At 59.8% G+C, this 21,823-nt stretch carries 14 protein-coding genes; 8 read left to right on the top strand and 6 right to left on the bottom strand.

Going from position 1 to position 21,823, the window contains the following annotated elements; all coding sequences use genetic code 11:
* Positions 1 to 41 precede the first annotated feature (41 nt).
* From OBACDRAFT_RS09365 to OBACDRAFT_RS09350, 4 genes are all read right to left on the bottom strand, one after another.
* Entirely contained in the window at positions 42 to 1,181 is a 1,140-nt protein-coding gene (locus OBACDRAFT_RS09365; RefSeq protein ID WP_043584990.1) for a substrate-binding domain-containing protein, read from the bottom strand.
* A 699-nt stretch (positions 1,182 to 1,880) separates the two neighbouring features.
* Positions 1,881 to 5,168: an SUMF1/EgtB/PvdO family nonheme iron enzyme gene (locus OBACDRAFT_RS09360; RefSeq protein WP_043584987.1), complete on the bottom strand. Its 3,288-nt coding sequence runs from the start codon at positions 5,166 to 5,168 to the stop codon at positions 1,881 to 1,883.
* Positions 5,169 to 5,209: 41 nt separating this feature from the next.
* A complete protein-coding gene (locus OBACDRAFT_RS09355; RefSeq protein WP_081721929.1) occupies positions 5,210 to 5,941 on the bottom strand; it encodes a type II secretion system protein in 732 nt (243 codons plus the stop codon).
* A gap of 174 nt (positions 5,942 to 6,115) precedes the next feature.
* The gene (locus tag OBACDRAFT_RS09350) at positions 6,116 to 7,018 is read right to left on the bottom strand and encodes a class I SAM-dependent methyltransferase (RefSeq protein ID WP_081721928.1); all 903 of its coding nucleotides are present in this window, start codon (positions 7,016 to 7,018) and stop codon (positions 6,116 to 6,118) included.
* A gap of 329 nt (positions 7,019 to 7,347) precedes the next feature.
* On the opposite strand from OBACDRAFT_RS09350, the gene OBACDRAFT_RS09345 reads away from it, so the two are divergent.
* From OBACDRAFT_RS09345 to OBACDRAFT_RS26410, 8 genes are all read left to right on the top strand, one after another.
* Positions 7,348 to 8,436, top strand: a complete 1,089-nt coding sequence (locus OBACDRAFT_RS09345) for a ribonucleotide-diphosphate reductase subunit beta (RefSeq protein WP_043584998.1) — start codon at positions 7,348 to 7,350, stop codon at positions 8,434 to 8,436.
* Between the two features lie 41 nt (positions 8,437 to 8,477).
* A complete protein-coding gene (locus OBACDRAFT_RS09340; protein WP_081721927.1) occupies positions 8,478 to 11,483 on the top strand; it encodes a ribonucleoside-diphosphate reductase subunit alpha in 3,006 nt (1,001 codons plus the stop codon).
* A 278-nt stretch (positions 11,484 to 11,761) separates the two neighbouring features.
* On the top strand, positions 11,762 to 13,069 hold the full coding sequence (locus OBACDRAFT_RS09335; RefSeq protein ID WP_043584985.1) for an MFS transporter: 1,308 nt from the start codon (positions 11,762 to 11,764) through the stop codon (positions 13,067 to 13,069).
* On the top strand, positions 13,066 to 13,827 hold the full coding sequence (locus tag OBACDRAFT_RS09330) for a pseudouridine synthase (protein ID WP_043584983.1): 762 nt from the start codon (positions 13,066 to 13,068) through the stop codon (positions 13,825 to 13,827). Before OBACDRAFT_RS09335 ends, OBACDRAFT_RS09330 begins: the two co-directional genes overlap by 4 nt.
* A 205-nt stretch (positions 13,828 to 14,032) precedes the next feature.
* On the top strand, positions 14,033 to 15,262 hold the full coding sequence (trpB, locus tag OBACDRAFT_RS09325; protein ID WP_043584981.1) for a tryptophan synthase subunit beta: 1,230 nt from the start codon (positions 14,033 to 14,035) through the stop codon (positions 15,260 to 15,262).
* A 155-nt stretch (positions 15,263 to 15,417) separates the two neighbouring features.
* Complete coding sequence (locus OBACDRAFT_RS09320) at positions 15,418 to 16,446, top strand: LacI family DNA-binding transcriptional regulator (RefSeq protein ID WP_043584980.1); 1,029 nt, start codon at positions 15,418 to 15,420, stop codon at positions 16,444 to 16,446.
* Positions 16,447 to 16,677: 231 nt separating this feature from the next.
* Positions 16,678 to 16,890 carry a hypothetical protein gene (locus OBACDRAFT_RS09315; protein ID WP_043584978.1) on the top strand — a complete coding sequence of 71 codons (213 nt, stop codon included), beginning with the start codon at positions 16,678 to 16,680 and terminating at the stop codon, positions 16,888 to 16,890.
* Positions 16,891 to 17,349: 459 nt separating this feature from the next.
* Positions 17,350 to 18,255, top strand: coding sequence for an Abi family protein (locus OBACDRAFT_RS26410; RefSeq protein WP_157836975.1), 906 nt, complete (start codon positions 17,350 to 17,352; stop codon positions 18,253 to 18,255).
* Positions 18,256 to 18,376: 121 nt separating this feature from the next.
* On the opposite strand, the gene OBACDRAFT_RS09300 is transcribed toward OBACDRAFT_RS26410, so the two are convergent.
* Positions 18,377 to 20,971, bottom strand: coding sequence for a beta-galactosidase (locus tag OBACDRAFT_RS09300; RefSeq protein ID WP_043584994.1), 2,595 nt, complete (start codon positions 20,969 to 20,971; stop codon positions 18,377 to 18,379).
* 113 nt (positions 20,972 to 21,084) lie between these two features.
* On the bottom strand, positions 21,085 to 21,823 hold a 739-nt coding region (locus OBACDRAFT_RS25205; protein WP_332835119.1), incomplete at its 5' end, for a type II secretion system protein.

The following is a 21,823-nucleotide window of genomic DNA, read 5'->3' as shown; positions in this document are numbered from 1 at the left end:
CCCCCCCCCCCCCCCTCGCTAAACAGTTACGATGCTCCGTGCTACGGTTTTTCTTCGGCGAGTTTTTTGCGGTAGGCGGCGGGGCTTTGTTGGTGCAGTTGTTTGAAGAGGCGTCCGAAGGCGGAGGTGTCTTCGTAGCCGCACATGCGGGCGACGACGTCGATCTTGTAGTCGGTGCTGGTGAGCAGGTGCCGGGCATGGCTTATGCGCACGTTGATGATTTCGCGTCCGATGGGATGGCCGACCGCGCGGGTGAAGCGTACAAAGGCCATGGAGCGCGAGATGTGCAGGTCGCGGAGCACGGTTTCGATGGTGATTCTTTCGGCGAAGTGCTCGCGGATGTATTGCTGGATGGCCACCACGGTCTTGTCTGTTTCGGCGGCGCTGTCGGTGGACTGGCGTTTTTCGATCGTGAGCGGCGGGATGACGATGCGCTGGAATTTTCTGATGTCGCCACGCATCAATCCGTCGAGGAGGCGGGCGCCTTCGTAACCGAGGCGGGAGAAGTTGACGTCGATGCTGGAAATGGGGACGCGGCATTCTTCGCAGATGTCCCGGCTGTTGTTGACGCCGAGCACGGCGATGTCCTGCGGGATGCGGTAGCCGAGATCGAGTGCCGTCTGAATGAAGGCTTCCGCATACATGTCGTCGGGCGCGTAAACGGCGAGAGGGAGGCCTGTTTTCCTGACGATTTTGGTGATGCGAGCTTTGAGGTCGCCGGGGTTGATGACGATTTGCTCTGTCCAGTAATTGAGGAAGATCTCCTCGACGGTTAATCCTCGTTCTTCGAGGCAGCGTTGGAAGGAGCGGATGCGGGTAACGATGGGCTCGACGGGTTTGCAGCCGAAAGCGAGGAAGCGGCGGTAACCGAGGTTGTAGAGGTAATCGGCGGCGAGGCGGGAAACGTGTTCGTGGTCGATGCGGATGGAGGAGTCGGCGGGGAATTCGTCGAGGCCGCGCAGGTCCACGATTTTGGCGTTGGGATAGAGTTGGCGAAAATCGACTTTGGTGTGGCCGATGAAGGCGATGAGGCCATCCACCTTGGTGGAACCGGTGGGGTAGTCCTGCGCGTTGCGCATGAAGGAGAGCGTCCAATCGGCTTCGCGGGCGTAGGCGCGGATGCCGTATTCGAGCCGGGGCGTGGACCAGTAAAGATGAGCGAGCACGTGTCGCGGATTCATCTTGGGGATGGGAAGATGTTGGAACTGGTCTGCCGAAGGGACGGGCCGGGGCATGACGCGTTTTTTGACAGGCTGGGTGAGCGTTTGTCAAAGCGCTTGATCGGGGAATCCGTCAGGAGAGAGCGGCAAGTGTGCGGGCAATGGCGTCGCATTGGTGAATGATGGGGGGGGGGGGAGGGGGATGCGCCGTCTTCAGCAATAGGGAGCTTCTAAAAATTACACAGAGGACACAGAGCGGGCACAGAGCTTGGGGAGGTCTGTCCGATTATCGGATGTTTTTTCTGCAAGGTGATATTTCTGTAAGTCATTTATTTTAAATGGAAAATCTTTGTTAACGGAAAAAGGTGCGGAGTCGTTTTGTCCTCCCACATCTCTGTGTTTTCTCTGTGTCCTCTGTGTAATTTTTCAATTTTCAGAACCTCCCAATAGTTGTTGGGAACAGGAGCTAGAACCGTTTCATTTAGGCTGTAGCTATTTGATACCAGGTAGGGAGGCCTTTGTGCCCTCTGCCGAGGGCAGCCCTTCGGGCCATCGCCTTCGGCGATGCCATCTCCGCGCTGCTGCGCTCCGTCCGAGGCCTCCGCCGTTCGTAGTGTGAAGGTGAATACGAAACTCATAGGTGCTTGGAGCGTGGTTTCGGAGGCCTCGGAGAGGCCTCCCTACCGTTAAGATGATGGCTACAACTCAACTGACAACGCGCTAGTCCATGTCAGCGGCTCCGCCTCCTCCGGTGGCGGGAGTGACTTTTGTTCTGGAGCGCGAAGTGACTTCGTAAGGGCGAACCAGAATGCTGCCGTCGTTGCGCTCAGGCTTCAGGTCAAAGGTGAAGCCGACCAAAGAGACCGGGAAATCCACCTGGCGGTTGCCACCGGCATGGATGATAACTTCGGGTTTGAGAATGGCGGCGGCGTCAAAGCGCACCCGCGTCAGTTGCCCGTCCTTCGAGCGCACGGATTGCTTGAGTTGGAAAGTCTCATTGTTGCGATCCCTGAACAGCAGGTTTATTGCGCGGATGCTCGCGCCGTCTGTTTCACATGGCAGCATCACATCCTGCTCCAAGTCGGCGGCAGTGTCGGCAAACGAAACGGGCGCGCGTCGGTGAAAAGTGACGCTGTTGGGACGCTCAGCGTTCCAGGTAATCCGGATGGCGCTTTGATCGGGAAGGGCGTCCAGCCGGTAGCCCTTGGTATAGGTGATCCAGTCCGAGAGAGCTATCTTGCGAGGAACGACGCGAAAGGCGACTGTATCGCGAAATTCATTACCAGATCCCTCGGTGAAGATTGCATTGAGGTAGCGCAACGAGTCTTTGGCGTCGGCTGCCGGTATTGGGATTCCAAACGATGCGGTCCCCATGCCGTTGGCGGGAATCGAGAGGTGCACCGACGCCGGGCTGACTTGCCAGGGCCATTCGCGCCAGTTCGATATCGGAGTCAGGCGCAGGTCGCCTTCCACGGGGCGCTTCTCAATGTTGTAAACGCGGACCTCAACGGACGCGCGGGTCTTTTCCGTCAACTCAAGCGTGACGCCTGTCATGAGATCGCAGGCGCGGGATTTCTGGTTGTGCGCAATCTTGACGCGAACGCGCGGGAGGACGATTTCAGCGACCGGATGGGTTGTCGCCACTTCCGCAGTCTCCGGAGCGAACTGCCCGCGGACAAAAACCGGATACTCGGAAACGGGGATGGAGAGAATGCCGTCCTTGGCCGCAAGCACGGTGCGTCCGCCAGACATGTTGAACAGCTCCGCCTGCGACGAGCGGCTTTTGAGGGAGATATTTTCCGATGGTTTGATTGTATCGAGAAAGGGGATATCGAACCGGTTGTGGCCGTAGGGATCATTGCGCCAGAGGACGGCGACATCGCGTTGGTTTTGGTCTTTGAATACAAGTCCGGCGATGCGCCCGGCATCGAATGAGTGGTTTTTTAGAAAAGCGCTGAAGCGGGCTTTGCCCAGCAAAAGGGCGGTGGTGCGGTAGCTCATGGCGGCCGTTTTGGGGAGGCCGGTGCGATCGATGCTTCCGAATTCGCCTTCCAGTCCATCCACGGGCACGTCACGGAAATTGTAGGGCAGCACGCGGGCGGCACCGAAGGCCATGCCGCCCGCCATTGTCTTGGGCTGGTGGAGGGCCTGGTAGCGGCGGACTTCGTCGAGCGTGCGCACGGGGATCAGGTGGCGGGAATTGTAGGTGCAGCCGCCGATCTCGGTAATCCAGATGGGTTTTTGCGCGATGCCAGCCGCCGCCATCCAGCCGTTGAGTTCGCGCATTTTTCCGGGGATGCCCCAGAAGTAGGGAACATAGAACCCGTAGATATGGGTGGCGATGGAGTCGGCGAAGGCCGCGCCGCCAGTCTGGAAGACGGGGGCGTGGATGGCGTTGAGGTCGCCCGCCATGAGGTTGCACGCCGGATCGGCGAGCTTGGCCGCGATGTATCCGGCCTTGAGGACTTGGGCGTAATCTTCGGCGAGAATGTCGAGATAGGTGGGCTCGTTGACGAATTCCCAATCGCGAACGATGCCCTTGTGAGCATTGACCAGTTTCCAGACCTGCTCGGCGTGCCAGGCAAACTCGGCGGGAATGCCATGCCTGGACCATTTTTTCGCAAGGTCGGGATTCTCGGTCATGAGCTTCCGAATGTCTTCCTGGTTGCGAAGGCCGGAGCGGGTAATGATGGCCAGTGGATTCATGCCGGCGTCGTGAATGCGGCGCAGGACGGTTTGGTTGCCATCGGTGTCATCATCGTAGCGAACATCGACGCGGACCTGGCTGACGCCGAGGCGCTTGAGCAGGTCGAAGTCATAGTCCTCAAAGGTAAACCGGCGTTCGGTGCGGGTGATGTGGCAGGTGAAGCCGAAGTTGCCGTCCACGCCTTGCGCGGGCATGGGCGTGTTCATGATGGCGAGTGGGATGCGGATGCCGTGACCGGCGTAGAGCGGATCGTCGGGACAAACGGTGAGCTCGTAATAGCCGTCGTTTTCGGGGAGCGGTATCGGGATTTCGGTGACGCCGCGGCGGAGTTCGGGGGCGATGTCGCGGGTCCAGGTTTCGCGATTGGCGAAGTCACGCAGGACGAGGCGGATTTTCTGGCTTCGGGGCGTATCGTCGAGTCGGATACGCAGGGAGGCGGTCTTTTCGTTTTGCCAGAAAAAGTTGTTGTGACGGTTGAGGCGGTCGCCGATTTGCAGCGGAGCGGTGGCAATGACGCGGAAGCCGGTGGAGGCGTTGGCGGTGTATTCGGGAGTGAGGAAGGAGGAGGTGGCGTTGATCGCGGCGGCGCTGGTGTCGGAATCGCTGGCACCGAGGGCGAAGGTCGCGCCGTTGCGGTATTTGTTGTCGATCCATTCGCGCAGGCCGGAGGCGTGGTTTTCCAGTCCGTAATGCGAGGGGGCATGGCGGGTCTCGGTGGAGATTTTTCGATAAGCGCCCGCGCCGTCATACCAGCCGGCTTTGTAGAATTCGTGCATGTCGGGCAGGCTGTAAATGCGCGCTTCGTCAAGGAAGGTGAGGTCGCGAAATCCGACGATGGCATCGTGGGTTTTTCCATTTTCCCGTATCCGTTTTTCCACTTTGTAGGGGCCGCGTCCGGGATCGCCGGTGGTAAGGAAATTGCAATACCGGGCGGCATTGGTGCGGGAGACAAAGGCGACGCCATCGTTGTCCGAGCCAGGTGAGGCCGCGTAGCGCCATGCGCCGGGGACGCCGGTGCGGGTGATTTTCATGCGCTCATCGAAGAACTGGTGAGGATCCTTGCTGGTGGCGTGGGCATTGAGGAACGCGGCGTAGTCGGCGTTGCTGACTTCGCGTTTCGCGATGCGGTAGGGGTGGCCGACGGCGCCGGGCTGGGGCGAGTAGCGCGAATTATCAAAGGCCGTCTCGTGGCCTGGGTTGCCGGGATCGCCGACGGTGACAAGCTCGGGGGCGGCGGACAAAAGCGCGTTGGCAAAGGCGAGCGCAAGGATGGGCAGGTGGCGAAGCGCGGGTCGTGACATGAAGGGGGGGGGGGAGGGAGAGGCGGCGGGGCGTTCTTCAGCTACCAGGGAGCGTGAAATCCAAAGTTATATTTTTGGGCGGCGTGGGCGGCGCTCACCTCAGCCTTGCTCATGAGCACGATATGACCGTCGAGGAACGCGAAATTGCTTTTTGCCGCTCCGTTGTGAGTGCAAGCGATTTCGCTGAAAAACATGGGTTTGTTGCTATCATAGTTTTGCGAAAGACGGCGGACGGAGCTCTCAAAATCGGTGAGGAGGCACATTCGGGAGGGCGTGGAGAATGTGGTGATCGGTTTCCCGGAGGCTTTGTAGCTTTCACCTGCCCCGTTGTCTTGTGTGCCGGGTATTCCGTAGGATACTTTGCCGTCGGCGAGGGTTCTGCCGTCTTTGGTGAAGGTCGGGCTGCCGGTGATTTCAGTCTGATCGACAGGGCATTTGAAGACGTTTTTGTCCGAGCAGTAGTCTGGATACAGATATTGCCACCAGGCTGCGGTGATGTTGGCGGGATTTTTGTACGTTGCGGGCAGCACGCCTTTGTTGTTCTCCGCATAAAGCAACATGCTTTGTGCGAGCTGGCGCATGTTGGAGGCGCATTGCGCGGTGCGGGCGGATTCGCGAACGCGTCCGGTCACCGGAATGATGATGGCGGCGAGAATACCGATGATGGCGATAACCGTGAGGAGTTCGATCAGCGTGAATGCCGCGCGGTCAAGGTCGGTGGAGCGAGATCGAGAGCGGCGGAGAGAGGGAATTGGGCAATGGGGAAAGGTCATCGGCGTTTTTTTGGGCATTTGGTATGCGCAACGTGCGCCGATGCGTGGACTGCTCAAATTTAAAGGGTATGCGCGTTGGTCAAATTATCTGCGAATCGTCCGGTCTCCATTGGGGAAATGGAGTCCGATTCGATGGAGTTCTTCTTTCTCCGTCCAACCCCATCCTCGTCACTGTCACTCCGTCCGCTCGCTCACCCAAAAGCGGCACTCGTCGGAAAAATCGCGGACGGCGCGCGATTCTTTCGCCAACTCGCTGCGCATCGCATCGTAAGTGTGACGCCAACCCGTTGCCTTGAGGTCTTCCAAAATCTCCGTGCGGTCGGGCAGGTGCATGAACGTCCGCCCCAGCACATCCTCGAAATACCGGTCGCCAAATTCGCGCAAGATCGGGTCCTGTTTCCCCGCCGCCCAACGCTTCAATTCGAGCCGCCACAGGATTTGCTCGGCGGGCGAAGCCCGGTCGCGGTCATGCGTGGTGAACATCAACGGCGCACCGGGACGGCACACCGCGTGCAACTGACGCAGCGCCTTGCGCCGGTTGCGACGTCCGGGAATCTGCATCAGCCCGTTGAACATAAACAACGCGCCATCAAACATCTTCCCTCCCCCCCCCCCCCCCGCCGTTGTCGCTGCCGTCGCCGTGGCGATTGCCGGATGCGCCGTCAGTCGTCGCGCATCGCAATGGAAAAACGTGATGCGCGCCCGCCGCTCATCCGCAAGCGACTGCGCCTGAGCCAGCAATTCCTCCGCAAAGTCAAACGCGACAAGCCGCCTGTATCCAAGTTCCCACAACGCCACGCTCACGCGTCCCGCTCCGCAACCCGCCTCGATCAGACGCGCCTGCTTGTTCGAAAAAAACCGCTCGATCAACATCCGCTCCGATTCCCAAAGCCCAAGCCGGTGCGCCGCCTTGGTGTAGTGGATTACGGCCCGCACATCATTAAAATCCTCCCGCACGGCGGATGAGGAAATTTTAGATACAGATGCCGGTGCCGGCGCGGAACCGGTGCCGGCGGACGGAGTTGCGGATGCGGAAGCGATGGATACGGGCGATTCAGAAGTCGTTGCGGAGGCCATGAACGCGCCGAGGTTGTGCAGCCCGAAGGCATTTGACCAGCGCCGAGGCTCCCGGCCCGGCGCGGGCGCTGGAGACCCTCGCTTCGTCCTGACGCAAGCGTCAGATGCATTTTTTTGACGCTTTTTCTTCTTAAAAATCCATTGACGTCCCATCCAGCGAATCCCATCCCTTGTGGTTATATTACTCAGGCACCACAACCTATTGTGGTGAATAACCCGTAAACAACTACCAATAAGTTGAGGTTGATTGCTTCAGTAGAAAACTGGATTCAGGCCTCTTTTTGCCACGTTCTCATCACTCCGTCCTTGCCGGTTTCGCCACTACCACCATGCACAAAAATTTTACCATCGGCACCAAGACCTTCGTCCTCGACCAGCAAAAAGCCGAGGCCGCCTTCGCCGCCAAGCGCGTCATCAACGGACGCGAAACCATGACCTTCAACCTCCTCCCGCTCAAATACCAGTGGGCCTACGACCTCTACCGCACCATGAAGGCCAACCACTGGGAGCCCGAGGACATCCCCATGGGCAAGGACATCGAGCAATGGCGCGACCCGCGCGCCGTCACCGACCAGGAACGCTGGATCATCCGCATGGGCATCGGCTACTTCTCCGCCGCCGAAGGCATCGTCGGCGACAACATCCAGCACGTCACCCGCGAACTCGTCACCGCCCCCGAACTCAAGCTCGTGCTCGGACGCCACGCCCACGAAGAGAACATCCACGCCGACTCGCTCCTTTACATGATCTCCTCCCTCGGCATCAACCCGCACGAGTGCGAGGCCATGTTCGAGGACATCCCGACGATCGTCCGCAAAAACGAGTTTGTAGTCAAAAATTCACGACAACTCCGCCGCGACCTCGACCTCACGCAACCGGAGAACAAGCAGCTTCTCGCGCGCAACATGTTCCTCTTTGGCCAGTGCATGGAGGGCACGCAATTTTACGGCCTTTTCGGCATGATCCTCTCGCTCTACCGCCAGAACAAGTTTCCCGGCATCGGCCAGATGTTTCGCTACACCCTGCGCGACGAAAGCAACCACATCGAAGTCTTCCGCAACCTCCTCATGGACCTCGTCGAAGAGAACCCCGAAATCTGGACGCCCGGCTTCAAGGAAGAACTGCGCGAAACCATGCGCGAAGCCGTCACTCTCGAAAAGGAATTCATCCGCGACTGCCTCCCAGTGAACGCCGTCGGCCTGGCCGTTGACGAATTTCTCACCTACATCGACTACATCGCCGACCGCCGCCTCGAAGGCGTCGGCCTTGCCCCGATCTCCGCCACGCCGATCAAAAATCCGCTCCCCTGGCTTGCCGAGATGATGGACATCAAGAAGGAGCAAAACTTCTTCGAGGGCCGCGTCACCGAATACCAAAAAGCCTCGTCGCTCGCCGTCACCCACGACGACGAATTGTAGTCCGCACAATCACCGCCACCGACTCACCTGCCACACACCGTATGCACTCCACCACTACATCCCCCCTGTCTTCCTCCCCGCGCCCCGCCGCCGCCGATATTGCCACTGCCGTCCCGCCCTCCCCCACTTCCGCCCCCGTCCCTGGCCCCATCGCCTACATGCCTGCGCCGCCGCCTGCGCACCCCGCCCCGCGGGTCATCCGCCGCAACCACCAGGTAGTCCCCTTCCTCCCGCAAAAAATCGAAGTCGCCGTCCGCAAGGCCTTCCTCTCGCTCGACCGCGACAGCACCCCCGCCGAAGCCGTCACGCAGGCCGTCAGCGAACGCATCCATGCCAGCCGCCAGGCCTTCGCCCATGTCGAGGAAATCCAGGACATCGTCCAGGAGGAACTCATGAAGGCCGGCCACTACAAAGTCGCCGAAGCCTACATCATCTACCGCGCCCTTCGCCACAACGGCCGCGCCACCTCCATCCAGCCGGACGCGGCCTCCGCCGGCTCTGAAATCCCGGATTTGAAACCTCAAATCCGTAGCGGCGACGCCGATACGATGATCGTCGTCACCCAGCCCGACGGCACCACCCTCCTCTGGGACCGCACTGACCTCCGCCTTCGCATCGAATTCGCCCGCATCGGCCTCGACCTCTGCCTCACCCCCGCCGAGATCGAAACCGCCCTCACCCGCTCTCTCTACGACCAGATCACCCGGCGCGACCTCGACCAGACCATCATCCTCAACAGCAAGACCCTCATCGAACGCGACGCCGACTTCGCCAAATTCGCCGGACGCATCCAGCTCACCTACATCTACGAGGAAGTCCTTCACTGGGACATCGTTCGCGACGGTATTGGAAAATTAAAGACAGCCCACCAGGCCGCCTTCAAAAAACACCTTGCCCACGGCGCCGCCATCCACCGCCTCAATCCCCGCCTCCTCGACTACGACCTCGACAAACTCGCCGCCGCGCTCGACCCCTCCGCCGACCTCGAACTCGACTTCCTCGGCATCCAGACCCTCTACGACCGTTACCTCGTCACCGACAAAACCACCAACCCCGCCGCCCCCCGCCGCCTCGAAACCCCGCAACTCTTCTGGATGCGCGTCGCCATGGGCCTCTTCCTCGACGACGGCGACCCCGCCACCGGCCAGCGCGAACAACGCATCACCGCGCTCTACGAACTCTACAAAAGCCGCCGCTTCTGCTCCTCCACGCCCACCCTCTTCAACTCCGGCACCCTCCACTCGCAACTCTCCTCCTGCTACCTCTACACCATCGACGATTCGCTCGAAAGCATCATGACCCGCGGCATTGCCGAGAACGCCCAGCTCTCCAAGTGGGCCGGCGGCCTCGGCGGTTCCTGGACCGCCGTTCGCGGCACCGGCGCGCACATCGCCGGCACCAATGGAGAATCCCAGGGCGTCATCCCCTTCCTCAAGCTCCACAACGACCAGCTCAACGCCGTCAACCAGGGCGGCAAGCGCAAGGGCTCCGGCTGCGCGTATCTGGAAACCTGGCACAACGACATCTTCGAATTTCTCGAACTCCGCAAAAACACCGGGGACGACCGCCGCCGTACCCACGACATGAATACGGCCAACTGGATTCCCGACCTCTTCATGAAGCGCATGGAGGCCCGCGAACACTGGACCCTCTTCCACTCCAGCGACGTGCCCGACCTCCACGAACTCTACGGCAGGAAGTTCGAGGACGCCTACCTCCGTTACGAAACTCTCGCCGCCGAAGGCAAGATCCACGGCCACCGCATCGAAGCCATCGACCTCTGGAAAAAGATGCTCTCCATGCTCTTCGAAACCGGCCACCCCTGGCTCACGTTCAAGGACGCCTGCAACATCCGCTCCCCCCAGGACCACGCCGGCGTCATTCATTCCTCCAACCTCTGCACCGAGATCACCCTCAACACCAGCAAGGACGAAACCGCCGTCTGCAACCTCGGCTCCATCATCCTCGAAACCCACCTCCACCCCGACGGCTCGCTCGACCACGCCAAACTCCGCGACACCATCCGCACCGCCGTCCGCGCGCTCGACAACGTCATTGACATCAACTTCTACCCCACCCGCGCCGCCGGAACCTCCAACCGCCGCCACCGCCCCATCGGCCTCGGCGTCATGGGCCTCGCCAACGCCCTCTACCAGCGCGGCCACGCCTTCGCCTCGCCCGAGGCCGTCGAGTTCAACGACGAGGCTATGGAAGCCATCGCCTACCACGCCTACGAAGCCTCCAGCGATCTCGCCGCCGAGCGCGGAACCTATTCCAGTTACGAAGGCTCCAAGTGGCACCGCGGTATCCTTCCGCAGGATACGCTCGACCTCCTCGAACAAGAGCGCGGCATTCCCGTGGACGTTCCCCGCGGCGGCAAACTCGACTGGGCGCCCCTCCGCGCCAAAATCGCCGCGCAAGGCATGCGCAACAGCAACGTCCTCGCCATCGCGCCCACCGCCACCATTTCCAACATTACCGCCACCTCGCCCTGCATCGAGCCGACCTACAAAAACCTCTTCGTCAAATCCAACCTCTCCGGCGAGTTTGTCATCCTCAACCCCTGGCTCGTGCGCGACCTCAAGGCCCGCAACCTCTGGACGCAGGACATGCTCGACAACCTCAAATACTTCGACGGCGAACTCTCCGACATCGAATCCATCCCCGCCGATCTGCGCGAAAAATACCGCACCGCCTTTGGCATCGACCACCAGTGGGTGATTGCCGCCGCCGCCCGCCGCCAGAAGTGGATTGACCAAAGCCAGTCCGTGAACCTCTGGCTCGCCACGCCCGATCTCAAGACCCTGAGCCACATGTATCGCCACGCCTGGCATGCCGGTCTCAAGACCACCTACTACCTCCGCACCCTTGGCGCCTCCAACATCGAGAAGGCGACCGTCGCCGTGAAAAAAGAGGTTCGCGGTATCGCCTCCGGCACTACGCCCGCCGCCTCATCGCCAGGCGTCCGCGCCTACACCGCGGAGGAGAAACTTGCGTGCAGCATCGAAGCCATGCGCAACGGCGGCGAATGCGAAGCCTGCCAGTGACAACCAGCGATTGGAGTCCGTCACCATCGTTCCGTGCATGCCTGGGCTCTCTTTGAGCGACTCCGTTCATTAGTGGCAGTTTCATTTAAGCTGTAGCTATTTGATACCTGGTAGGGAGGCCTCTCCGAGGCCTCCGCCGTGCGTAGTGTGGGAATGCGAAATTCATAGGTAGATAGAGCGTGGTTTCGGAGGCCTCGGAGAGGCCTCCCTACCAGGTATCAAATGGCACCGCACACCCCGGCATTGCACTCCTCCTAAAACTTCCAAGCATTGGCGGGATGCGTTCCTCGCAGCCGTCCAATCCTTCAGCCACTCAGGCGTCCACACGCCCCTACAAAGAAGGGTGGTTGTTGCTGACCCTGGCCGCAGTGCAGTTCACGCATATCATGGACTTCATGATCATGTTGCCGCTGGGTTCCTACCTGATGGAAATTTTCTCCATCACGCCCGGACAGTTCAGCCGGATCGTGGCGTCCTATGGACTCTCGGCTGCGGTCACAGGATTCATTGCCGGTGTGTTTATCGACTACATCCCACGCCGTCGGGCACTGCTGATTCTCTACGCCGGCTTCGCCATCTCGACGCTCGGCTGCGCCATTGCGCCCACGCACCACTGGCTTCTCCTTGCGCGCATCGTGGCCGGGGCGTTTGGCGGCGTGGCCGGTTCGGTCGTTGTGGCAATGGTGGGCGATGTAATCCCCATCGAGCGGCGCGGACGCGGCATGGCGGTGGTGCAGGCGGCGTTCCCGCTTGCGTCGATTTTGGGGCTGCCCGCCGGTCTCTACCTGGTGGCGCATCTCGGCTGGCACTCGGTATTTTTCCTCCTCGCGGTGCTGAGCGCCATCGTGTGGGGCATCGCGTGGCGCTCGCTGCCGCACGTGTCCATGCACACCGCCAGCCAGCAGCCGCTCCGGCAAATGCGCGAGATGCTTACGCACCGCGTGCATGTGCGCGGATTCGTGGTCACGGCGGTGCTCATCTTTGGCGGTGCGGCCACGGGGCCGTTCATGGCGCCGTCCATGGTGGCCAACGTTGGTTTTTCCAAGGACCAGCTTTCGTGGATTTATCTTTGCGGCGGCGGGGCCACGTTTGCCACCACCTACTTGTTTGGCTGGCTCTCCGACCGTTTCGACAAACTCCATGTGCTCGCGTGTGTATCCATTTTTACGATCACCACGGTGCTCTACATCACGCGCATGGGACCCACGCCGGTGCCGGTGGCGCTCATCGTGACGACTTTGTTTTTCGTCACCATGTCGGGCCGGTTTGCCCCCACCATGACCATGGTCGCCAACGCCGTGGAACCGCGTTACCGGGGCGGTTTCATGAGCGTCAACAGCGCCATCCAGCAGGCGTCGGGGGCCTTCGCCACGATATTCGCGGGCTGGATGATGAGCACCGATCCGGTGACCGGCAAACTCCTTGGTTACGACCGCGTGGGGATTATTTCGTCGGTCGGTTTTCTGCTCACCGTCGTTGCCGCCGCCTGGTTGCGTCGGGCGGCGCCCTACGCAGCGCGCAACCGCAAGTGCAAGGTGGCACCGGGAGTCTCTTCCGTTGCGCCGCCGCTTCCGCCTTCTGAATGAACCGCCGTCTCGACCAACTCCTTTCCTCGCTCGGCTACTGTTCGCGTCGTGAAGCGCGCGATTTCCTGCGTGCACACACGGTGACGATCTCCCCCCCTCCCCCCCCCCCCCCCTCCGCTGGTAACAGCGTTAATGTCAGTGTCGGTTTGCAGCCGCTTCGCGATCCCTCGGCCAAGGTCAATCCGCTCGATCCCGCCCGACCGGTTTTCGTCGATGGCGAAGCGCTCGACCATCCCGGCGGACTTCTTCTCATGTTGCACAAGCCAACCGGGTTCGTCTGTTCGCACGACGAACGCGAAGGCCCGCGCGTATATGACCTGCTCCCGCCGCGCTGGCGTGCGCGCAACCCGCAGGTCACGAGCATTGGGCGGCTCGACAAGGACACCAGTGGTTTGCTGATCCTCACCGACCGCACCGAACTTGTGCACACCTACACTTCGCCGCGCCACAAAGTCCCCAAACTCTACCGCGCTACGCTCGACCGCGACGTGCCTGCTTCGCTCGTCGATTTATTCGCCGCCGGCACCCTGCAACTCGACGGCGAGAAAGCCCCCTGCGCCCCGGCCACGCTGCGCCTGCCCGCGCCCCGCGTCGCCGAGCTGGTCTTGGTCGAGGGCAAATATCACCAAGTGCGTCGCATGTTCGCCGCCGCCGCCGGGGCCACCGTGCTCACGCTGCACCGCGAATGCTTCGGCAGGCTCACTCTTGGCGATCTCAAACCCGGTGAATACCGCGAGATCAGCGAGAGCGAGATTTAGCGTAATCCCTGAATAAAAGAGTCCGTGATAAGGAGGGCGGGTCTCCCGACCCGCCAGACGCGGCGCAGCCGCGCCTTCCGGAATGGCGGCGCTTCGCGCCGTCGGCGGGTCAGGAGACCCGCCCTCCTTAGGACTGTCCCTGTGACATCAGTTACAGGTTCGACGTTGGCCGGAAAAACCTTTCAGCTTCCGCCTTTTCCTCACCATGAACGCCCGATCCTCGCTTCCCACTCATCGCGCACAGCCCGACGCCAAGGGCTTTTTCGGCAAATTCGGAGGCTCCTTCATCCCGCCGCAACTCCAGCAGCAGATGGATGAAATCAACCACGCTTATCATCGTATCTGCCGCAGCCACGATTTCATCCGCGAGCTGCGTTCCATTCGCAAACACTTCCAAGGCCGCCCCACTCCCGTTTACTACTGCAAAAACCTCAGCGACGCGCTCGATGGCGCGCGCATTTACCTGAAGCGCGAAGACCTCAACCACACTGGCGCGCACAAGCTCAACCACTGCATGGGCGAGGCGCTGCTGGCGAAATTCATGGGCAAAAAAAAGCTCATCGCCGAGACCGGTGCCGGCCAGCACGGCGTCGCCCTCGCCACCGCCGGAGCCTACTTTGGCATTCCGGTGGAGATTCACATGGGCGAGGTGGACATCGCCAAGGAGCATCCCAATGTAGTGCGTATGCGGATACTCGGCGCGAAAGTCGTGCCGGTTTCTTTTGGCGCGCGGACGCTCAAGGAAGCCGTGGATTCCGCGTTTCAGGCTTATCTGGCCGATCCGGTGAACAGCATTTACTGCATCGGTTCCGTGGTGGGACCGCATCCATTCCCGCTCATGGTGCGCGAGTTCCAACGCGTGGTCGGTATCGAGTCACGCGAGCAGTTTTTGGAAATGACCGGCGAGCTGCCCGACAACGTTGTTGCGTGTGTCGGCGGCGGTTCCAACGCGATGGGGATTTTCTCCGGTTTTCTCGATGATCCGGTGCGACTCTACGGCGTTGAACCGCTGGGACGCGGCACGAAGCTCGGCGAGCACGCCGCCAGCCTCAACTACGGCGAGGAGGGCACGATGCACGGGTTCAACTCAATCATGCTCAAGGACGCCAAGGGCGAACCGGGCCCGGTGTATTCGGTCGCGAGCGGACTCGATTATCCGTCGGTCGGTCCCGAGCACGCGCACCTTTTCACGAGCGGTCGCACGAAGGCCGTGACGGCTGGCGACGACGAGGCGATTCACGCGTTCTTTCGTTTGTCGCGTCGCGAGGGCATCATTCCCGCGTTGGAGAGCGCGCATGCCGTGGCCTACGCATTGCGTCTCGCCAAGGAGCGCCCCGACGAATCGATCCTCGTCAACCTCAGCGGTCGCGGTGACAAGGACATTGATTTCGTGATGGAAACATTCGGTGCCTACGCTGACCGCACAGATTACTGATCCGCACAGACGCACAGATGATGATTCACCACAGAGACACAAAGACACAGAGGGTCGCGCCACGGAACGGCGTTAGTGATGATGCTGCGGTTTGCGGGATTGTGCCCTGTATCGCTGTGTCTTTGTGGTGACCTAAGCCGACCGAAGAAATCTCAATGCAGCAAAAAACACTTACGATCACGGCGCTGGCCCAACACTTAAACCTTTCAATCGCGACGGTCAGCTACGCGCTCAACGGACGGGGGCGCGAGATGAAGATTCCCGAGACGACAATCGCACGAGTGAAGGCGGCGGCGGCGGAACTGGGTTATCAGCCAAATTTTTTCGCGCACAACTTGCGTCGTCAAAAAACGGATACAGTTGGAATTGTGTTCGCTGATCTGGAGGAGAATTGGGCGCATCGCGTGTTGCGTGGCATGACGGAGGTTTTTGACGAGGCAGGCTATACACCGCTCCTCGGCGTGCATTTTTGGGACAGGGCTCGCGAGGAGCGCGAGGTGATGTCGTTTCTGCAACGTCGCGTGGACGCGCTGATTTGTTTTCCGCAGCCGGAGAGCCGCGAGCTTTACGAGTCCTTGATCGCACAGAAGAGGAAGCTGCTGTTGCTCGGCGACACGCTGCCGGGATTGGCGGGGGCGAATTATGTGGCGTGGGATTCGGGCGAGGCGGCGCGAACGGTGATGCGTCACTTGATCGCATCGGGTCGGCGGCGCATCGCGTTTGTGGGACCGGATCACCGCACAACGATGACCTTGGCGCGTTACGAGGCGTATTGCGGATGTCTTGCGGAGGCGGGTCTGCGCGTGCGCGAGGATTGGGTGATTTGGGAGAAATCCGGTGTGGTGCCGACCGAGGCCGTGATGCGTTTATTGCAGGCCGGGGGGGGGGGGGGGGGGAGGCCTGATGCGCTTTTTGTGGTGAACGATGGTCTGGCGCTGCCGTTGTTGGAGGAGTTGGACAAGGCTGGTATCCAGATTCCGGATCAGGTGGCGGTGGCGTCGATGGGGGATTTGTTTCTGAGTCGTCATCGTGCGATCGGCCTGACGAGTGTGCATGAGCCGTGTGAGGAGTTGGGCGCAGAACTGGCAAAGGCTGCGCTGGCGTTAATCAAAAAACCGAGGACCAAAGCGGTGCAGGTGCGCATCCCCGGCAACACGCTGGAGCGGCGGCGGACGGCTCCGTGAGGGGGGGATGACAGGTGTCACGCTAAAGGGGTGACAGGTGTGAAGGTGTGCGAAGTGGCGCGGGCGTCCCGCCCGCGCCACTTCCTTTACCCGGAACTGGCATCTTCGCGCAGTGTGCTGATTACACCCGCGGTGACATTCGTCCTCCGCAAGATTGTGCGGCAGCGACGAGTTTGCGGATGGAGGCGGCAAATTACTTGAAGAAGAGGATACGTGGAATAGCTTGGGCGTATGAAAACATCTGTCGCACGCTCCGAGTTGGCTTCCTTTTCCGAAGCCTTGCGCGAAGGCATCGCGATACAGTCGCGCTTTGTGCCGGAGCCTCGTTTCAAGCTCACGGGAGTTGGTTTCATGCGGAGTGTGGGCGTAGCGGAAATCCATGCCGCCAAATTGAAAGACAAAGCGGTGGCGGACTCCAAAAGGGTGCGAGGAAAACGTGGATGAGCGGCCATCTTGATTTGTGGCTCTCGAATTGGCCATGGGAGCTGGTGGAGAAACTAAACGAAGCGTTATGTGCGGAAAAGAGACGTAAGGTATAAGCCTTCACCTCACCACGACTTATGCCGCTCGACGGTGCCGTTGTCGGAGTGGTCGATTTTGTAGGCGCGCAGGGAATGGACGTAGATGCCGCCCCACGTGACCGGCTATGATCGTGATGGCGATTAACAGACTGGTGAAGGCGACATGCAGAAGCCGAACCCAGTGTTGCTGCTTCAAGGCGGCATTTCTTGGACGAAAAAATTCCTTGCTGGACGAACAGACTTGGCAGATCGTTTAAACAGCATGCCCGCCGAGCCTCTCGGTTCACCTCTGGTGAGCCTGACGCTTAATTCCGGCGGGTTTTTTATGCTTTTATGCTTCCCTGAAAATAGAGGAATGGGCAGGTAACAATTCATGGAATACATGAAATCTTCGCTCTCATTTGAAGAGCAGGCAGATCGTTTATGTTCCCGAGGGCTTTTAGCAGATCGTGCCGAGTTGATTCTTCGCCTGAAAGCGGTGAGTTATTATCGGTTGTCCGGATATCTTTATCCCTTTCGTATTCCCGGCAAAGATCAGTTTAAGGAGGGGACCTGCCTGAAAACGATATGGATGCGCTACTGTTTTGATCGTCGGCTCCGCGGGCTTGTCTTGGATGCCATCGAACGTCTGGAAGTTTCGATCAGAACCAAGCTTGTTTGTCATTTTTCACGCAAGTATGGGCCGTTCGGATACGCAAATGACCGCAACCTTCCAAAATTGAAAATTGACGAGTATCTCAAATGGCGAAGTGGACTTTGGGAGGAGACTTGCCGCAATAAAGAGCCGTTCAAAAAGCATTTTTTTGATTCTTACGGAGATGCGCGCAAAGAGCTTCCTCTTTGGATGCTGGCTGAACTCATGAGCATGGGAAGTTTGCTGACTTTTTTCAAAGGGGTATCGCCGGAATTGAAACAAGCCATTGCCGAGGAATACGGTTTGGTGGATGAGGTGCTCCATTCATGGCTGCGCAGTTTGAATGCCGCGCGAAATCTTTGTGCGCATCATGCGCGTCTCTGGAATCGTGAACTGGGCTATCCTCCGCTTTTGCCCAATCCCAAAAAATTCCCGGAATGGCATGAGCCTCAAAAATTGAACAATGGACGTTGTGGAATTCTCCTGATGATTTGCAGGCATTTGCTGCAACTTGTGTCACCGACGAGCCGATGGGCGGAACGGGTGGAGGCGTTGTTTGCGGAGTACCCAGAGGTTCCCATGCGCGACATGGGGCTGCCCGAAAACTGGAGAGCACATCCTGTCTGGCATGGGTGTTCCTCGTGTGCGGATTGAACCGAGGAAATCACCACGGCTTGTGCTGCTCGACGGTGCCGTTGTCGGAATTGTCGATCTTGTAGGCGCGCAGGGAGCGGAAGAGGGCGCGGCTTAGATGTCGTGGAGATTGGGCGGCGGATCAGGGTAGTGTATTCATGAGCTCGCGATTCGCCTGCACGATGTGTTGCACATAGTCGGCGTAAGGTCGCCCATCATCATCAACGATCCCCCATGATTGGCCTTCGGTGTCGGAGAGATTCTGCCAGCAAAAGAGCACAAAGCCGACGACAGCGGGAAGCTCGTCGTGAACCTGTCGGAGAAGTTTGGCGTATTCCTCACCGCGTTGCTTTTGGGTGTAGAGTTGCGCGGAGGGATTGGGGAGGCGGGCGTCGAGTGCCTGAATCCCGGTTTCGCTGAGCACAATGGGTTTTCCCGTGATGCGGTGGGCATGGCGAATGTCCTCAAGCTGATTGTTGGTGTAGATGCCAGCCTGCCACCGGGCGAAGGGATAAACGTTCCATGCAATAAGGTCGTAGTTTTTCCATGCGGCGAGCATTTCGTCGGTGGCGTTGCCCATGAAGCGGTTGCTCGCAATGAGCTTGCCAGGCAACTCGGCTCGGAAAACTTCGAGAACAACGTCAGCGTAAGTCGCGGTGGTGAAAACGGCGAAGTCATAGAGGTCGGTACGGATTGTGCCGCGCGTTTTCGACGCAAAGCGCGGGGCGGCGTGCCCGTCCTCTTCGCGAACGACTTTGTGTTTGGGGTCGTGTTTTACACTGGCAGGGTTGATGTCGGGCGCGGCATCAAAACTGGCCAGTGTGGCGGCGGCGGGGAGTTCGGGGGTCCATGCGACGCGGAGTTTTGCGATGTCGTTGTCGTAGCGTTGGGCGAGCCATTTGACGAAGGCGGCGCGGCAGTCGGGGGAATAGATGTAACCGATGAGGCTGCCGCCGTTAACGGCTCCGTCCAAGTGGAGTTCGTTGTCAACAAAGACGCCGATCATTGCCGGATCGGAGAGCCAGCCGCGTGAGCGAACGCGTTCACGCACACGGGTGCGCTGGGCTTCGCGCCATGTGGTGTTGAATGGGTCGGGCATGCGATAGGTCCGGCCTTCAAAATCGCGAATGGGAACGCCGCTGGCGGGGCCAAGAAATTCAAAATAGGTGAGGCCAAAATCGCGTCCCTTGCGAAAGGCGGTTTCTGTTGTAATGGCGGGGGCGATACCATTGAAGCCGAGTTTTTTGACATGTGCGAGGGTGTCGGCGAGGTAATCGTCCTCGCTCGGATAACGGTCCATCATCGCCCGATAATAGTGGTAGTTTTCACGTGGGAAAAGACCGATGACTTGCGTGCCGAGGAAATGATAGGGGTTCCCTTGCGGAGTGATGAGTTTCCAGCGGGACGAGGCGTTTTCAGCGGAGCCAGGAGGTGTTGTTCGCCAAGGAGTGGCGGGGCCGGTTCGGGGGAACGCATCGGCAGGGATATGAAGTGATTGGGCTGTCGTGCGGACATCGGCGAGCTGCGCGGTGGAAAAGGGCGTGGCGTCGTGAGGGGAGGTGGCGGGCGTGGTCCACGCTTGCGCATTGCGCAGGGGATAGATGTCAACGATGGCACCCCAGCGGGCGGGTTCGTTGCCTTTGTAAGGACGATCCGTTATGCGGGCAGGGGTGTCGGATGCGATTTCCCAGTTGGAATCGGAGACGAGGACGTGGCGCATGGTTTGTCCTTCCGCGTCGGTAGTGGTGTAGCCGACAACACAAAGGATGGGAACTGGAGTTGTTCCTGTGCTGGTTGAAGGACGGAGCAAAAGGGTGTTGGGCTGATTGGCGCGAAGGTGGCTGTCGAGCGCGAATTCACGGGCAATGGGGATGGTCGTGCCTGGCCATTTTTTTGTATCCACATTTTTGAGTTCAGCTGTGCCAAGGGAGCGTCCGTTGATAAGAATTTCCACAGGTGAATCAGCGATGATTTGCAGCCATGCGTTGGTGATGGTTCCCGTGTGTGTGCCGGGGGGGGGGGGGAATGTGCGAGTGACGCCGGACTTTGGGATGTCAATGCGGCGGGGGTGCGGGAGTGGGCCCCAACACGAGGGAAGGCGTGTCACGTCGAATTTGCGAAATTGGAGGACGGCGCCGTCTCCCTTGGTTTTGTCCGTGATGAGGCCGACTTCGACGCTGGTGGCCAGGGGGCCGTCGCCTGCGTCCGTCCGGGCGAGTCGCCGGGCATCGCCGTTGAATCGCCAGCGGTCTCCACCAAGGATGTTCGAAAACGGGATTTTTTCGCGTATCCATTTTCCGGTTACGACGGGCAGGCGCATGGTGGCTTGTTTGGATGCGCCTTGGATGCGTAGATTGAGGTGGAGTTCTTTGGCGGCGATGCCTTCTGGAACGCGGTATTCAAATTCGACGAGTGTGTCGGCAACGGGCACGGGTGCGGGAAATTTCAGTGTGCCAACGATGGCGTGTTTGCTTGTGCGTGCTTCGGCGAAGGGGTCGGTGTTTTTGTCTCCTTTCTGAAGTTCGTAGCGGAGTTCCCCCGGTGCCCAGGGGGTGAGGTTGCGGTAGGCGGCGGGGGTGGGGGCGAAGGTTTTGTTGGCAGCAGCGAGGGGTGAGAGGGGGGCTGTGATGACAGGGGCGCTGTAAGTACCGTCGGGGGCGGAGGGAGCGGCGTGAGCGGGCAAGGTGCTTGCAAGCGCGGCGAGCGCGAGGAGTGAACGGAGGATTGGCGTATGCATAAGGGTGTTGGTGTGGTTTTGCTTTTTCAAAAGGAAGTTCTGGCAGCGTGAAATTCGCTGTCGTGCTTATGAGAAAATACAGGGGGGGGGGGGGAGGATGGAGATCTTTTGTGTCAAAATTCCCAGAACGCGTCGGTTGCGGTGGGGATCGTTGTCACGCTGGCAACGTGGCAATCCAGATACGCGACGTTGGAGCGGGTGCCGTGGATGTTCACCGCCATGCCTTTGGAGGCGGAGGCCACTAGTTCCCAAGAGGTCTTGTTGTTATCCAGCGCGCTTTCCACCGTCAGGGCGGTTCTGGTGGGATGTGCGGCGTTGGTCAGGCGTTTTTTAGAGATGGTGCTGCACAAGGCATAGGTGGTCGCACCAGAGCTGGATGTTAAGCCTGTGCTGATGATGTTTTGTTTGCACAGCATCAGGCTGGCGCGCCCGCTGCTTACTGTTGTGAGCGAGGTGTTGTTGTTGGAGTTGATGTAGCGGATGCCGAGGTAATCGGGTTTGGTTTTGTCGCCCCATCCGGTCATTGCGAAAACCCAATTGGCATCGGTTTCGGTTGCCGAGGTGCTGGGGAGGGTGTCTTTGTTGTCTTGGGCGTAAAAGGTTAGCGCCATTGCGAAGGTGCGCATGTTGGAGAGGCAGGTGGCGTTGCGTGCAGTGGCGCGCACTCTCCCTGCCACGGGAATGAGGATCGCCGCCAGAATGCCGATGATCGCAATCACGGTGAGCAATTCGATGAGTGTGAAGGCGGCGCTGGGAGCGTTTGCGCGGGCGCACCGGATGGCACGGGGGAACTGTGTATTTTTCATTGGACGGAGGTAATGGTGCATAGCAGGAAGGGGGGGGGGGGGGGGG

The organism is Geminisphaera colitermitum TAV2 (assembly GCF_000171235.2).
Taxonomy (GTDB): domain Bacteria; phylum Verrucomicrobiota; class Verrucomicrobiia; order Opitutales; family Opitutaceae; genus Geminisphaera; species Geminisphaera colitermitum.
This window is presented reverse-complemented; position numbering and strand designations above follow the sequence as displayed.